The 14,178-nt window shown below is 52.3% G+C and carries 11 protein-coding genes; 5 read left to right on the forward strand and 6 right to left on the reverse strand.

Features of this window, described 5'->3' with window-relative positions:
- Nucleotides 1-6: 6 nt before the first annotated feature.
- The 4 genes from HZS80_RS07150 to hemE all read right to left on the reverse strand — a co-directional run bounded on the left by HZS80_RS07150 (nucleotide 7) and on the right by hemE (nucleotide 4,544).
- Complete coding sequence (locus HZS80_RS07150) at nucleotides 7-1,197, reverse strand: amino acid ABC transporter permease (RefSeq protein ID WP_179915616.1); 1,191 nt, start codon at nucleotides 1,195-1,197, stop codon at nucleotides 7-9.
- A gap of 88 nt (nucleotides 1,198-1,285) precedes the next feature.
- Nucleotides 1,286-2,311 (reverse strand): amino acid ABC transporter substrate-binding protein, encoded by a 1,026-nt coding sequence (locus HZS80_RS07155; protein WP_035555111.1) that lies wholly within the window; start codon nucleotides 2,309-2,311, stop codon nucleotides 1,286-1,288.
- 254 nt (nucleotides 2,312-2,565) lie between these two features.
- Nucleotides 2,566-3,432: a polyamine aminopropyltransferase gene (gene speE, locus HZS80_RS07160; RefSeq protein WP_035555114.1), complete on the reverse strand. Its 867-nt coding sequence runs from the start codon at nucleotides 3,430-3,432 to the stop codon at nucleotides 2,566-2,568.
- Entirely contained in the window at nucleotides 3,429-4,544 is a 1,116-nt protein-coding gene (gene hemE, locus HZS80_RS07165) for a uroporphyrinogen decarboxylase (protein WP_179915617.1), read from the reverse strand. Before hemE ends, speE begins: the two co-directional genes overlap by 4 nt.
- Before the next feature lie 262 nt (nucleotides 4,545-4,806).
- Between hemE and ribA the strand changes: the two genes are divergently transcribed.
- Complete coding sequence (ribA, locus tag HZS80_RS07170; protein WP_179915618.1) at nucleotides 4,807-5,442, forward strand: GTP cyclohydrolase II; 636 nt, start codon at nucleotides 4,807-4,809, stop codon at nucleotides 5,440-5,442.
- Between the two features lie 15 nt (nucleotides 5,443-5,457).
- On the opposite strand, the gene HZS80_RS07175 is transcribed toward ribA, so the two are convergent.
- Both HZS80_RS07175 and HZS80_RS07180 read right to left on the reverse strand, forming a co-directional pair.
- Nucleotides 5,458-6,366, reverse strand: coding sequence for a response regulator transcription factor (locus HZS80_RS07175; RefSeq protein ID WP_179915619.1), 909 nt, complete (start codon nucleotides 6,364-6,366; stop codon nucleotides 5,458-5,460).
- Nucleotides 6,363-9,719 (reverse strand): hybrid sensor histidine kinase/response regulator, encoded by a 3,357-nt coding sequence (locus HZS80_RS07180; RefSeq protein ID WP_179915620.1) that lies wholly within the window; start codon nucleotides 9,717-9,719, stop codon nucleotides 6,363-6,365. Before HZS80_RS07180 ends, HZS80_RS07175 begins: the two co-directional genes overlap by 4 nt.
- Nucleotides 9,720-10,011: 292 nt before the next feature.
- On the opposite strand from HZS80_RS07180, the gene urtA reads away from it, so the two are divergent.
- The 4 genes from urtA (at nucleotide 10,012) to urtD (ending at nucleotide 14,171) form a co-directional block, all read left to right on the forward strand.
- Entirely contained in the window at nucleotides 10,012-11,259 is a 1,248-nt protein-coding gene (gene urtA / locus HZS80_RS07185) for an urea ABC transporter substrate-binding protein (RefSeq protein WP_179915621.1), read from the forward strand.
- Nucleotides 11,260-11,344: 85 nt separating this feature from the next.
- Nucleotides 11,345-12,265: an urea ABC transporter permease subunit UrtB gene (gene urtB / locus HZS80_RS07190; RefSeq protein WP_179915622.1), complete on the forward strand. Its 921-nt coding sequence runs from the start codon at nucleotides 11,345-11,347 to the stop codon at nucleotides 12,263-12,265.
- 11 nt (nucleotides 12,266-12,276) lie between these two features.
- Nucleotides 12,277-13,428, forward strand: a complete 1,152-nt coding sequence (gene urtC / locus HZS80_RS07195; protein WP_179915623.1) for an urea ABC transporter permease subunit UrtC — start codon at nucleotides 12,277-12,279, stop codon at nucleotides 13,426-13,428.
- The gene (gene urtD / locus HZS80_RS07200; protein ID WP_179915624.1) at nucleotides 13,425-14,171 is read left to right on the forward strand and encodes an urea ABC transporter ATP-binding protein UrtD; all 747 of its coding nucleotides are present in this window, start codon (nucleotides 13,425-13,427) and stop codon (nucleotides 14,169-14,171) included. Before urtC ends, urtD begins: the two co-directional genes overlap by 4 nt.
- The last annotated feature ends 7 nt before the right edge of the window (nucleotides 14,172-14,178 follow it).

Consider the following 14,178-nt stretch of genomic DNA (forward strand, 5'->3'; position numbering starts at 1 on the left):
TCCGGCCTAGCGTTCGACCAGCGCAACGCGAGCGTTGAACCAGTTCATGAACATGGACACCAGCAAGCTGATGATTAGATAAACCGCCATGGTCATGGCTATCACTTCGATGGCTTGACCGGTCTGGTTGAGCGTGGTGCCAGCAAAAACCGACACCAGGTCGGGGTAGCCAATGGCGGTGGCCAGAGAAGAGTTTTTAATCAGGTTGAGGTATTGGCTGGTAAGTGGCGGAATAATGACGCGTAAGGCTTGAGGAATCACCACTAGGCGCAGAACGAGCTTGCGCGGCAAGCTAAGTGCTTGGGCCGCTTCGGTTTGGCCATGGGGAATCGCTTGAATGCCCGAGCGCACAATCTCCGCAATAAACGATGCGGTATAAATGGAAAGCGCTAGCCATAGCGCCAGAAACTCCGGAATGATGGTTATCCCGCCACCGAAATTAAAGCCACGCAGTACCGGCATTTCCCAGGTCACCGGAACGCCGGTGGCCACCAGTATTAGCAGTGGCAGGCCAAAAATAATCACCAGAGACATCCAGAAAACCGGCAAGCGTTTGCCGGTGGCTTCATGGCGGCGCTTATTCCAAATGACCAGAACGATGCTGGCAATGATCGCCACTACGAAAGTAGCGGGGATGAGCCCAAAGCCTGATTCAAACAGTGGTTGGGGCAAATAGAGCCCGCGTACATTGAGGAAAATGGCTTCGCCAAACGCCATGCTCTCTCTGGCACTGGGTAACGTCCGCAGTACCGCGAAATACCAGAAGAAAATTTGCAGCAGCAGCGGGATATTACGAAATGTCTCGATATAGGCGTTGGCTAACTTGGCGATCAGCCAATTGGGCGATAGCCGCGCGATACCGACAATAAAACCAATAATCGAGGCAGCCAACACCCCCAATCCACCGACGAGCAGTGTATTGAGCAAGCCAATCACAAAGGTGCGGCCGTAGGTACTTTGGGAGGAGTACTCGATTAAGGTTTGACCAATACCAAAGCCGGCTGTATTGCCCAGGAAGCCGAAGCCGGTGGTGATACCGCGGGCATTCAGGTTGGCTTGGGTATTGCCGATAATATAGATCAGGAAAGCCGCCACAACGGCGACCAAAATGAGCTGAAAAATAAGTGCGCGCTTAGCGCGGTCTCGCCAAAACGGCGGCTTGTGGCCGGCGGGGCGAATGTTGGGTCTTACAGACATGGATGGCGTCTCCGCTGCACGGAAGGTCAATCAGATGGCCCGCCAGGCCCTTGAAACAAGAGCGGCGGGCCGGGGTCAAGCGAGACGCTTAGCGAATCGGGGGAGCGTACTGGAAGCCACCGTCGTTCCACAGGGCGTTAACACCGCGCTCGATTTCAAGCGGCGAATCCATACCCACGTTACGTTCAAAACTTTCAGCGTAGTTGCCGACTTGGCTAATGATGTTGTAAGCCCAGTCAGCTTCTAGGTTCATGCCTTCGCCGTAGTTGCCGTCTTGGCCCAGCAGGCGAGCAACATCAGGATTGTTAGAGTCACGCATCTCTTCAGCGTTTTCGCTGGTAACGCCGTACTCTTCAGCATTGATCATGGCAAACAGCGACCATTTCACGATGTTGAACCAAAGGTCGTCGCCCTGACGAACCACAGGCCCCAGCGGCTCTTTGGAGATAACGTCAGACAGAATCATCGACGCTTCAGGATCATCAAGCTGGATACGTAGTGCCGCTAGCTGAGAGGTGTCAGACGTTAGAACGTCGCAGCGGCCAGCTTGATAGCCACCCACAGTTTGCTCAGAAGTATCAAAAACGATCGGGTTGAATTCCATGTCGTTAGCACGGAAGTAGTCGGCTAAGTTCAGCTCGGTCGTGGTGCCCGATTGAATACAGATAGAAGCACCGTCGAGCTCATCGGCACCGGTAATGCCCAGGTCGCGTGAAACCATGAAGCCTTGGCCGTCGTAAAAGTTAACGCCAGTGAAGTTAAGGCCCAGCGTGGTGTCACGGGTAGTGGTCCAGGTGGTATTACGTGAAAGTAAGTCAACCTCACCAGACTGCAGTGCGGTGAAGCGCTCAACGGCGTTTAGAGAAATATAGTTAACCGCATCCGCATCGCCGAGTACCGCTGCCGCGACTGCACGGCAAACATCAACGTCCAGACCCTGCCAATTACCATCGTCGTCTGGCGCTGAGAAGCCCGGCAAACCATCGCTCACACCACACTGAACGGCGCCACGCTCAATGGTATCTTCTAAGGTATCGGCTTGAGCAGTCGCCATTCCCGCTAGGCTTAATGAGCCTGCGGACGCCAGAAGCGCTAGGTGTTTTTTATTGAACATTTAGTTTCCCTCGAAGTTCTTGAAATTGGTTATTGAAATCTGTCATTGAAATAGCCATGCATGCTGTAGCATGTAACTAAACCTAGCAAGGAAGATGCCAACAAGGGTACAGGCGCACATTCAGCGCTTTTCAACGCTACTCAACGAATTCGAGACGAACGTCTAGGTGCAAAAATGTTACCACCCACCTTGCTTTGCACTTTTATAGGGCAAGCTGGGGTGGGCGGTGGCAGAAAGGCAGCAGTGAAGGGTGTTTATTCAGCCGTGAATGCCTTGCGCATAAACGGCGGCAGGGCGAGCGCACCGCGATGGGCATCAACGCTATAGTACTCAAGCGGCAGTTCGTGGCTGGCGGCTGCCTGTTCACGGAACGTATTCACATCAGTGGCTTTACCCGCCAATGTGACGCTCCACCAGCCTGAGGGGTAAACCGGCTGTGGGAAGGGCAGGGTCGCGACGCTGTCGAAACCCGCTTTCAGCATATCGTGGCGTAACTCACGAATGATCGAACCCGTGTGGTAAAGCGGTGACTCGCTCTGCTGCACCATCACGCCGCCGCTTTTCAAAATGCGGTGGCAGCGCTTGAGAAAATCGGTTTTAAACAACCCTTCAGCGGGGCCGACGGGGTCGGTAGAGTCGATAATCAGCACATCGATGCTCTCATCCGGTGCATCGTCCACCCACTTGACGCCATCGGCGAACAGTAGCTCGGCGCGCGGATCATTATTTGATTCTACCAATGATGGAAAGAAGCGCTCAGAGGCTTTCGTCACTTCTTCATCGATATCAATCTGGGTAACTTTCTCAACGCCTGAGTGGCGCAGCACCTCTTTTAACGTGCCGCAGTCGCCACCACCGATAATCACCACCCGCTTAGGGTCTTGGTGGGTAAACAGGGCTGGATGCGCGATCATCTCGTGATAGAGGAAGTTATCGCGATCAGTCAGCATCACACAGCCGTCCAGCACCAGGAGGTTGCCGTAAGTCTCGGTAGCATAGACTTCCAGATGCTGGTACTGGCTCTGTACATCCAGCAGCTTTTCAGAAATTTTCAGCGAGAAGGCGCTGCCGTGGCTATCAAAGACTTCGGTAAACCACTGGTCGTCGCGTAAATCGCTCATGAATTGGCTCCTGATTGCGCTGTCTTGGGTTGCGTCGGGATATCCCGGTGGTATTGCGGGCTGAGCTCGTGCAGTGCCTCCATAAAGGCGGTGACGTGATCCGGGTTGGTAAATTGGCTGATACCGTGCCCCAGGTTAAACACATGGCCAGGGCCGTGGCCGTAGCTTTCCAGCACGCGAGCCACTTCAGCGCGGATAGCCGAGGGGCGCGCAAATAGTACGTTAGGGTCCAGATTGCCCTGCAGGGCGACCTTATGGCCAACGCGGGCGCGGGCATCGGAAAGCTCGGTAGACCAGTCGATACCCAGGGCATCGGCACCGGCGCAGGCGATATGCTCAAGCCACTGCCCGCCATTCTTGGTAAACAAAATCACCGGCACGCGACGGCCATCGTGTTCACGGATCAGTCCGGAAACGATCTGCTCCATGTAGCGCAGCGAGAACTCCAGATACGCAGGGGTCGAAAGCGCGCCGCCCCAGGTATCAAAAATCTGCACCGCCTGGGCACCGGCGCGAATCTGTGCATTTAAGTAGTCGGTGACCGCATGCGCTAGCGTATCCAGCAGCTGGTGCATGGTATCTGGCGTATCGTAAAGCATGGTTTTCAGGTGACGGAAGTCCTTGCTGGAGCTGCCTTCGACCATATAAGTCGCCAGTGTCCAGGGGCTGCCGGAGAAACCAATCAGCGGCATACGGCCATTCAACTCCCGGCGGATGGTCGACACCGCACGCATCACGTAATCCAAGTCTCGTTCGGCGTCGGGTACGCTGAGTGCGGCGACCTCTTCTGGGGTGCGCACGGTTTTGCGGAATTTAGGGCCTTCGCCGGTTTCAAAATAGAGACCCAAGCCCATGGCATCAGGGATGGTCAAAATATCTGAAAACAGAATGGCGGCATCCAGCGGGTAGCGCTCTAGAGGCTGCAGGGTAACTTCGCAGGCTAGGTCATGGTTGCGGCACAAATCCATAAAGCTGCCTGCATCGGCCCGGCTGGCACGGTATTCCGGCAGGTAGCGGCCCGCTTGACGCATCATCCACACCGGGGTGCGGTCGACGGGCTGGCGCGCTAGTGCACGAAGGAATCGATCATTTTGTAAAGGTGTAGTGGTCATAGACACTTGCTCTTAGGAAATTTGCCCGCATCGTATTCGAAACCGTATCGGGGATCATATGCGGGCAATTGTACTTGAAGATAAGCGCGAGGGCGGCGTACTCGGTGGCAAAAATCGTCGCATCCGGCCAATTTTTCTCCACTAATGAGCCGATTTTAGTCGCGTTGCCACCGTGAGGCGGGCGCCGCTTCCTGTTAGAATGCTTGCCCATTTTGCCAACACTGGTGTGGTTAACTGGTTTGGTCAATCAGCGAGGTAACCTGTGACCATTCGCTTTATTGCCGCTTCCCAACTGCCCACGCCCTGGGCAACCTTTACGATGCATGGCTTCGAAGATGAGGCCACCGGCAAGGATCATATTGCCTTGACGTTGGGTGATGTGACCGGCGACGCACCGGTGCTGGGGCGGGTACATTCTGAATGTTTGACCGGCGATGCGCTCTTTTCCATGCGCTGTGACTGTGGTTTTCAGTTGCAGGAAGCGCTTAAGCGCATTGCTGAAGAGGGCCGCGGCGTGCTGTTTTACCTGCGCCAAGAGGGGCGTGGTATTGGGTTGCTAAACAAGATTCGCGCTTATAATCTTCAGGATCAAGGTGCAGATACCGTCGAAGCCAACGAGCAGCTCGGCTTTGGTGCTGATATGCGCCGCTATGATCTATGCGTACCGATGCTCAACCACTTGGGGATCACCTCGCTAAGGTTGATGACCAATAATCCGCGCAAAGTGGATGCCCTCACCCGCGACGGTGTGAACGTGGTGGAGCGCTTACCGATCACCACCGGCCTGAACCCGCATAACGAGCAGTACCTTGCCACCAAAGCGGGCAAACTTGGTCATATGATGGCGCTGGATGACTTCACTCACGCCAGCGATGTGGATATTGAGCGTAAAGGGTGATTTTGACTGGGCTAATTAGGTGTTAGTTAAACATTGGAATGCCATCGCGGCTGCCGATGTACGATTTTCAACACCGAGCTTTCGAAAGACTTGTTCTAAGTGCTTGTTAACAGTGCGAGGACTCAGTTCGAGTATTTGTCCTATTTCACGGTTGGTTTTGCCCTGTGCAATCCACAACAGTACTTGTGATTCTCGGTTAGTTAGCCGGAGCTGGCTTTGTAAAAGCAGGCTTTCGCTATCTCCATCCTGATGTAGCAAACGGAATAAGTGTTCATTTGAACTAGATTCACCTAGGTATCTGAGTCTTAATGCGTTATTCGGCAAGGGTAACGCTAATTGATCACCGGTTTGAGGGAGCCGGGTTAGCCAACGTTGAATGTATTCGGCAAGCTCCTTACGTGGGTTAATCAAGTTCTCTTCAGTAATGTTGATCCACTCTTCGGCCTGAGGTGTACCCCAAAGCCATCTTCCTTGCGTGTCTGTTGAGAAAGAAACTTGACCAAGTTTATCAAGTGCAGTGTGAGCACTGTGGGCTAGGCGCGCATTATTGAGGTGAACACGAATACGCGCCACCAGTTCCTTTGGTCGGATGGGCTTCGTCATATAGTCTACGCCCCCCGCATCAAGTCCTCGCACTACATCTTCGGTATCAGATAATCCCGTCATAAATATGACCGGCACTCCAGCTAAATCTGAATGTAGCTTAAGAAATCTGCAAGTCTCGAATCCGTCCATGCTGGGCATCAAAGCATCCATTAAAATTAAGTCTGGCGTCATTTTCTCTGCAATTGAGATTGCTTGAGCTCCGCTCATAGCCACCAATGCTGTTAGTCCAGCCTGCTCTAAGGCATGGTGGATCATTCCCAGGGAGTCAGCCGAATCATCAACGACGAGTATTAGATCCTTACGCTGAATCGAGGTCATGGTAATTTCTCCAACAAATGCATCACTTGGTGGAAGTCGAAACGGTCCAGCGCACTTTCCAGAGCTGTCATCGATGAAGTGCTGATCCGTCCATGATTCTGGGCGTCCTTCAGACTGTTACGTAGGCCACTTATATGGCCTATCTCTACTAGAGACACCAGTTCTTCTCGCAACACCGCGTCGATATGCACTGGGGGTGTCAAATGAGTCTGAGCAGAACTAGGTGAAGAGGGAGAGTGGTGATGCCATTTCAGTTGTAACTGCCTTGCCAGGGTGTCAAGGAGTGCTCCTTGCTTGAAGGGTTTAATCAAATAGTCGTTATGTAGTCCCTCAGATAGTGACTCAACTTGGCTTTCACGTGCGTTGGCTGAGAGCATAACAATAGGCCCATGGAACCCATGCTGGCGAAGTTGGCGAACTGTTTGCCATCCGTCTATATGCGGCATGGCGATGTCCATCAATATCAGGTCAGGATGGGCGCGACTGATTAACGCCAAACTGGTCATACCATCGGGTGCTTCCAGTACGGTAAAGCCTAGTGGGGTAAGCATGTCGCTGATTAGGCCTCGATGGGAGGGGTCATCATCGACCACCAATAGCGTTCGGCGCTCACCTTTATACCCTTGGACCATATGATGTGATGACCGCACAAGCTCCAGGGGCTGGATACTGGATAGCATCACCGAAAGCCGGAACTCACTGCCGTTTCCGGGCGTGCTAGCTACTTGCAAATCCCCGCCCATGATATCGGTTAATAATTGAGTAATCGTTAGGCCCAGTCCGGTGCCGTTGGCGATGGGAACGCCGGGTTTGCGCACCCGCTCAAAGGGTTTGAAAATACGCTGAATATCTTCCTCTTCAATACCCACACCGGTATCGCGAATAGTGAATTCCGCCACTTGATTACGGTAGCGGAAGTTCAGCGATACCTTGCCATGGTTAGTGAATTTGATGGCATTGGAGAGCAAGTTAATCAGTATTTGACGTAGGCGTTTTTCGTCGGTAATAACCCACTCTGGGATGCGTCCCTGGCTTGTAAAAGTGAAATCGATGCCTTTTTCCTGAGCCTGAAGACGAAACATGGCGACAAGTTCATCAATCAACTCGCTGACTCGTACCTGGTTTCGATACAGCTCCAGGCGACCTGCTTCAATCTTGGAAATTTCCAACAGTCCTTCGATTAAATCAGAAAGGTGTTCGGTGCTGCGGCGTATGATGGCGACCGCCTTGCGGCGCTCAGGTGGAATGGTGGCATCGTGCTCAAGGAGCTGAGCATAGCCGAAAGCAGCATTAAGCGGTGAGCGTAGTTCGTGGCTGAGGCTCGTCAGGTAGCGGCTCTTAGCTTGGTTGGCCGCTTCAGCAAGTTCTTTGGCTTTTTGTAGTTCTCGGTCGGTTTCCTCATGTGCGTCGATCTCCTCAAGCAACATGCGAGTTTGGCGATGGGACTCTTCATGTGCCACCACCCGACTCTCGTTGGCCAGCACAAAGAGCCAAGCCACCACGCCGCTAACAATAACGAGAATGGCGAATATTTTAGCAAGGGTCGTAGCCATCAACTCTTTAACAGGAGGAGGGAGATCGGGAAGCTGGTAGAAAACCAGTGTTAAGAATCCGGCAATCACGAGAGTGACTAGCAACAATAGGCTAGCAAAATGGCCCATGCGGGAGTTGAAATACTTCAGCATGCGGACAGGAAGCAGTACGCTCAGCCAGTCCATCAACTGCTCTTGAAAAGTGGCGTGGTGCTTGCAAGCATCGTTGCAGCGTGCGTCCAGTGAGCAGCAGAGAGAGCAAATGGGCGCGTTATAAGCTGGGCAGAAAGCCATATCTTCACTATCAAAATGATGCTCACAGATAATACAGGCTTGGTTTTTTACGACCGATTTGGGCTCCGGTGCGCGGGCGATGTAATAACGCCCGTTGGTAAGCCACGCGATAGCGGGCGCACTCACGAAAGCAGTTAGTAACGCCAGAAATGAAGCCAGTGCGGCGGCGGTCTCTCCCCATAGCCCAGCTCGGGCGGCTAATGCAACAGCCGTCGCCAATAGCATGGCACCAAAGCCAACAGGATTGATGTCGTATAGGTAGGCTCGTTTGAACTCGATATGGCGTGGGCTGAGTCCTAACGGTTTGTTGATCACCAAATCTGCCACCAGAGCTCCGATCCAAGCCATGGCAACCATAGCGTAGTTGGCCAAGATGACTTCAAAAGCGCGATAAATGCCGATCTCCATGAGTACTAGAGCGATCATGACATTAAATAGCAGCCACACTACGCGGCCTGGGTGACTATGGGTGAGTCGGGAAAAAAAATTCGACCAAGCAATGGAACCAGCATAGGCGTTAGTGACATTGATTTTGAGCTGAGACAGCACAACGAAAATGCCAGCCAGTGCCATCAACATAGCAGGATGGGTGGTGACATGACTAAAGCCCACCAAATACATATGCATGGGTTCCTGAGCAAGCTCTGCGGCTAAACCGTGGTGAAGGGCAAGTACCGCAAGGAACGAACCTGCCAATGCTTTAATGGCACCAATAATGATCCAGCCAGGGCCTCCAGCAAGCATAGCTGCCCACCAACGCAATCGTTTGCCCGGCTCAGCTTCGGGAAGAAATCGTAGGTAGTCGACTTGCTCGCCTATTTGAGCGACGAGGGAAAACATGACGGTTGCGGCTGCACCAAACAACAGCAAATCGAATCCTTGAGTGCCTATCATATGGTTGTCAAATTCGACCCAGCGTTCGAGAGAGGCGGGATCCTGCAATAAAATAAAAATAAAGGGTAAAAGCTGAAGGAAGACCCACAGAGGCTGAGTCCACACTTGGAAACGACTAATGTAGGTAAAACCGTGAGTCACTATGGGTATTACCACAAGAGAACTAATGATGTACCCAAAGGTAAGAGGAACGTTAAACAACACTTCCAAAGCCATCGCCATAATAGCGGCTTCTAAAGCAAAAAAAATAAAAGTGAATGTGGCGTAGATAAGGGATGTCAACGTCGAGCCCAGATATCCAAACCCCGCGCCGCGAGTCAGGAGGTCGATATCCACTCCGTAGCGCGCTGCATAATAGCTGATAGGGATGCCGAGCAGGAAGATAACAAGCGTGACCACGGCGATGGCGGCAATAGCATTAGTAATGCCGTAGTTGAGAGTAATGACGCCCCCAATCGCTTCCAGTGCCAAAAATGAAATTGTTCCTAAAGCCGTCAAGGCAACACGTTTGGCACTCCAGCGCCGTGCGGATTTGGCTGTAAAGCGTAGCGCAAAATCTTCTAATGTTTGATTAGCTACCCATTTGTTGTAGTTGCGTCTAACCGGAAATATTCGTTGTTTTGTGCTTGTCATAGCGGGCCTTGTATCGGCCAATAGATATCGGCCAGCAGGGTTGGATGACCTCTTAATGCTCAATGCTGAGAAGAATTATGCAACGTCCATGCCCGAGGCGTATTAGTGAGACTAAACGGTAGGTAAGTGAGTAGGTATGGGGTAAATGACGTAGTGGTCTGGTGCATTCCCCGCATGGTTGTCTTACTTAGGTCTCTCCATACTCAATAGCGAGGGATCAGCAAGATTCCGCGGTTTTCCGCTGACTTGTGTTCCGCTGACTTAGTTTTCGCTGACTTGGGGACTCACCATCATGACGACGACACACACCACGCTGTCGCATTTGCGGCGTTTTGTAATGACCGGGATTGTGGCGCTGCCTATCGCGCTGAGTATTTCGTCGCACGCTTTAAGTGCACCACCCACCGAAGAGGTCAATACCACAGGACTTGCCGTAACTGACGATACGGTGCATGTGGGTATTTTGCATTCACTGACCGGTACTATGGCCATCAGCGAGACAGGTTCTGTCGAAGCGGAACAGTTGGCGATTGAGCAGATCAATGCCCAGGGCGGTGTGCTTGGCCGTCAAATTGTGCCGATTATTGAAGATGGAGCCAGTGATTGGCCGACCTTTGCTGACCGAACGCGCAAGCTACTTACTCAAGATAACGTTCCCGCCATCTTTGGTGCTTGGACGTCGGCCTCTCGCAAGGCGATGCTACCTGTACTTGAGCGAGAAAACGGCCTGCTGTATTACCCAACTTTCTATGAAGGACTCGAAGAATCACCCAATGTGATCTATACCGGCCAGGAGGCTACTCAGCAGATATTGGCAGGCATCAATTGGGCTTGGAATGAGCAAGGGGCGCGAACTTTCTACCTCATCGGCTCAGATTATATCTGGCCACGCACCTCAATGAAAATTGCTCGTATCCATATTGAAGAAGTGCTCGGCGGTGAAGTGTTGGGTGAAGATTATGCGCCTCTGGGCCACACCTCCTTTGGTTCCAACATCAATCGTATTCGCCTTCGCAAGCCCGATGTCATTTTTGCAGCAGTGGTTGGGGGAAGTAATGTGGCTTGGTTTCGCCAGCTAAATGCTGCCGGTATTAACGCAGACAATCAGACATTGTTGACCATCTCGGTCACTGAGGATGAGGTTCTGGGTATCGGCGGTGAGAACGTCGAAGGTTTCTATTCTTCGATGAAATACTTCCAAAGTCTCGACAACGAAAATAACGCTGCATTTGTGGAGGCATTCCAGGAGCGCTGGGGAGAAGATAGTGTCATTGGTGACGTCTCTCAAGCTGCATATCTCGGCCCATGGCTGTGGAAAGCAGGTGTCGAGAAGGCGGGTAGTTTTGATGTTGACGCGGTTTCTGCCGCCATGGCCGATATCGAATTGACGACAGCACCGGAAGGCTACGTCAAGGTGCATCCCAACCGCCACCTATGGAGCAAAACACGCATAGGCCGTTGGAACGAGGATGGCCAAGCTACCGTTGTGTGGGAATCTGATCTCGTCGAACCGAACCCTTTCCCGGAAGGTTATCAGTAAGCTTCGCTACGAATCACGGCGGCCTAGGCCGCTGTGATTCCAATGATGTTGTCGATGATACATCTTTATTCAAGGGGAAGCGGCCATGAGTGGATTCAGCAGCCAGGAACTACTGGCGATTTTTGCCATGCAAGGCTTTGCTGGCGTTAGCTTTTTCAGTGTATTGCTGTTGATGGCCTTAGGCTTGGCTATCATCTATGGTCAGATGCGCGTGATCAACATGGCGCATGGGGAGTTTATGGTTATCGGTGCCTACGCCACTTACCTATGCTCCATCACCTTGGGCGCTTTGCCCGGGATGACTGACTACTATCTTTTCTTCGCTATTCCCATTGCCTTCGGTAGCGCTTTCCTAGTCGGCTATATCGTTGAGTTGACGCTCATCAGGCACCTTTATCATCGCCCTCTTGATACCTTGCTGGCGACATGGGGGCTGGCACTCATTATGCAGCAAGGGTTTAGGTCGGCCTTTGGTGCTCGAGAAGTGAGTGTGTTGGTTCCCGATTGGTTACGTGGATCCTATCGACCCACAATGATGATCGATATCCCGCTTAACGGCATCGCCATATTAGTGCTGACGTTACTGGTGACGTTAGGTGTCTGGTGGTTTCTGTATCGCTCACGCTGGGGGCTGCGAGTACGTTGTACTACTGCCAATCGCGATATGAGTGGGGCTGTGGGCATCAACACCAAGCGAGTGGATCGCGTCACCTTTGCGCTGGGCTGCGGCATTGCAGGCATTGCTGGCGCGGCTTTCACCACGATTTCTTCCACAGGCCCCACCAGTGGTTCGCTGTATATCGTCGATACCTTCCTCGTAGTGGTATTTGGTGGTGCAGGCAGCCTGGTAGGCACTATCGCTTCGGCTTTCTCTATCGCCCAGGCTCAATCGCTCATGGAGTTCTTCCTGGGTTCCTCTATGGCCAAAGTGCTGACGCTGCTAACAGTGATCGGCATCTTGCTGCTGCGCCCTGAAGGGCTCATCGCCAGTAAGGTACGTCGCTAAGGAGTATCAACATGAACAGAATGTATCGTTTATTCCAGGGGCGTTACGCAGGCTTAGGCAGCATTGTGCTATTAGCGATTGTACTGATGGTTGTTATGCCGTTGGCCTTTGATATCTACCGCCTCAACTTGGCTGGTCGTTACTTAACGTACGCCTTTGTGGCGCTCGGCCTAGTGCTGTGCTGGGGGTATGGCGGGATTCTCAGCCTTGGGCAGGGTATTTTCTTCGGCATCGGTGGCTACGCCATGGCGATGTTTTTGAAGATTGAGTCTTCAGATCCTGAAAGCACAAGTATTCAGACCACGCCGGGTATACCCGATTTTATGGACTGGAATCGGATTACCGAGTTGCCGTGGTTTTGGGTTCCTTTCAATAGCCTGACCTTTACTATCATTGCGGTGCTGGTGCTCCCTGCGGCGTTTGCCTTCTTGATTGGCTTTGCCATGTTCAAGCGGCGTGTTAGTGGCGTTTATTTTGCCATTATCACCCAAGCGCTGGCAGTGGTGCTGACCATCCTGATCATCGGCCAGCAGGGCTATACCGGTGGTATTAATGGCATCACTGATCTGCGTACCCTGCTGGGGTGGGATATCCGCGATGATAGCTCTCGATACCTGCTTTATTACCTCAATGCCATTTTGTTAATTGGCTGCCTACTGATTGGCCGCTGGGTTCTCAACTGCAAATATGGCCGAATTCTGACCGCCTTGCGTGATAAAGAGGAGCGCGTTCGCTTTTCCGGTTACGACGTAGCCAACTTTAAGGTGTTTATTTTCTGTCTGGCAGCGTTCATTTCCGGCATCGGCGGCGCGATGTTCACCCTCCAGGTTGGCTTCATGTCGCCCTCCTTCATTGGCATCGTGCCTTCCATTGAATTTGTGATTTTTGCCGCTGTAGGCGGACGTTTGTCATTGGTCGGTGGTGTTTATGGCGCGCTAATAGTCAGCTTCGCCAAAACCATGTTTGCCGAAGCCTACCCTCAGCTCTGGCAATTTTTGATTGGCGCCGTTTTTATCCTTGTGGTGCTGGTGCTGCCCTATGGTTTAGCCAGTATTTACGGCCGCTTCGGCCAACGCCTGCGTACCCCTTTAGCGCGCTGGTTCGGTGATAGAAAGACCCATTCATCAACTTCGGACGATGGTTTGCAGGAGAAAAGGTCATGAGTTCGAACACCAATTTTCTACTTGCCATCGAAAATCTGACGGTCTCTTTCGATGGTTTTAAAGCCATAGAAGATCTGAATTTCTACATGGATGAGAGTGAGTTAAGGGTCATCATCGGGCCCAATGGGGCGGGTAAGACCACGCTGCTTGATATGATTTGCGGAAAAACCCGTGCCAGTGAAGGGTCTATCAAGTTCAGAGGGAAGGAGCTCACCCGTATGCGCGAGCATCGTATTGTCTGGGAGGGAGTGGGGCGCAAGTTTCAGACGCCTTCCATCTACGATGAGCTAAGTGTGTTTGACAACCTCGAAGCCTCCTACCCCCGAGGACGAAGTGTCTTTGGCGCATTAGCGTTTAAGCGTGACGATGAAGTGCTCCGCCGTATTCATGAAGTGGCCAATGAGATCCAACTGCAGACGCGTCTTGATGATTTGGCGGGCTTGCTCAGCCATGGTCAAAAGCAGTGGCTGGAGATAGGCATGCTGCTAATTCAAGAACCAGAGTTATTGATGCTTGATGAGCCAGTAGCAGGGATGAGTGTGAGTGAGCGAGAAGAGACGGCGCAGCTGTTACGTAAGATTGCAAAAGGACGATCAGTGATTGTGATTGAGCACGATATGGAGTTCGTTGCCTCACTGGGCGGCAAGGTAACGGTGCTTCACCAAGGCAAAATTTTGGCAGAAGGCGACATGCAGGCGCTCAAGCAGGATCAGCGCGTCATTGACGTTTATCTGGGTCACTAAAGGAGAG

The organism is Vreelandella glaciei, assembly GCF_013415125.1.
Lineage (GTDB): Bacteria > Pseudomonadota > Gammaproteobacteria > Pseudomonadales > Halomonadaceae > Vreelandella > Vreelandella glaciei.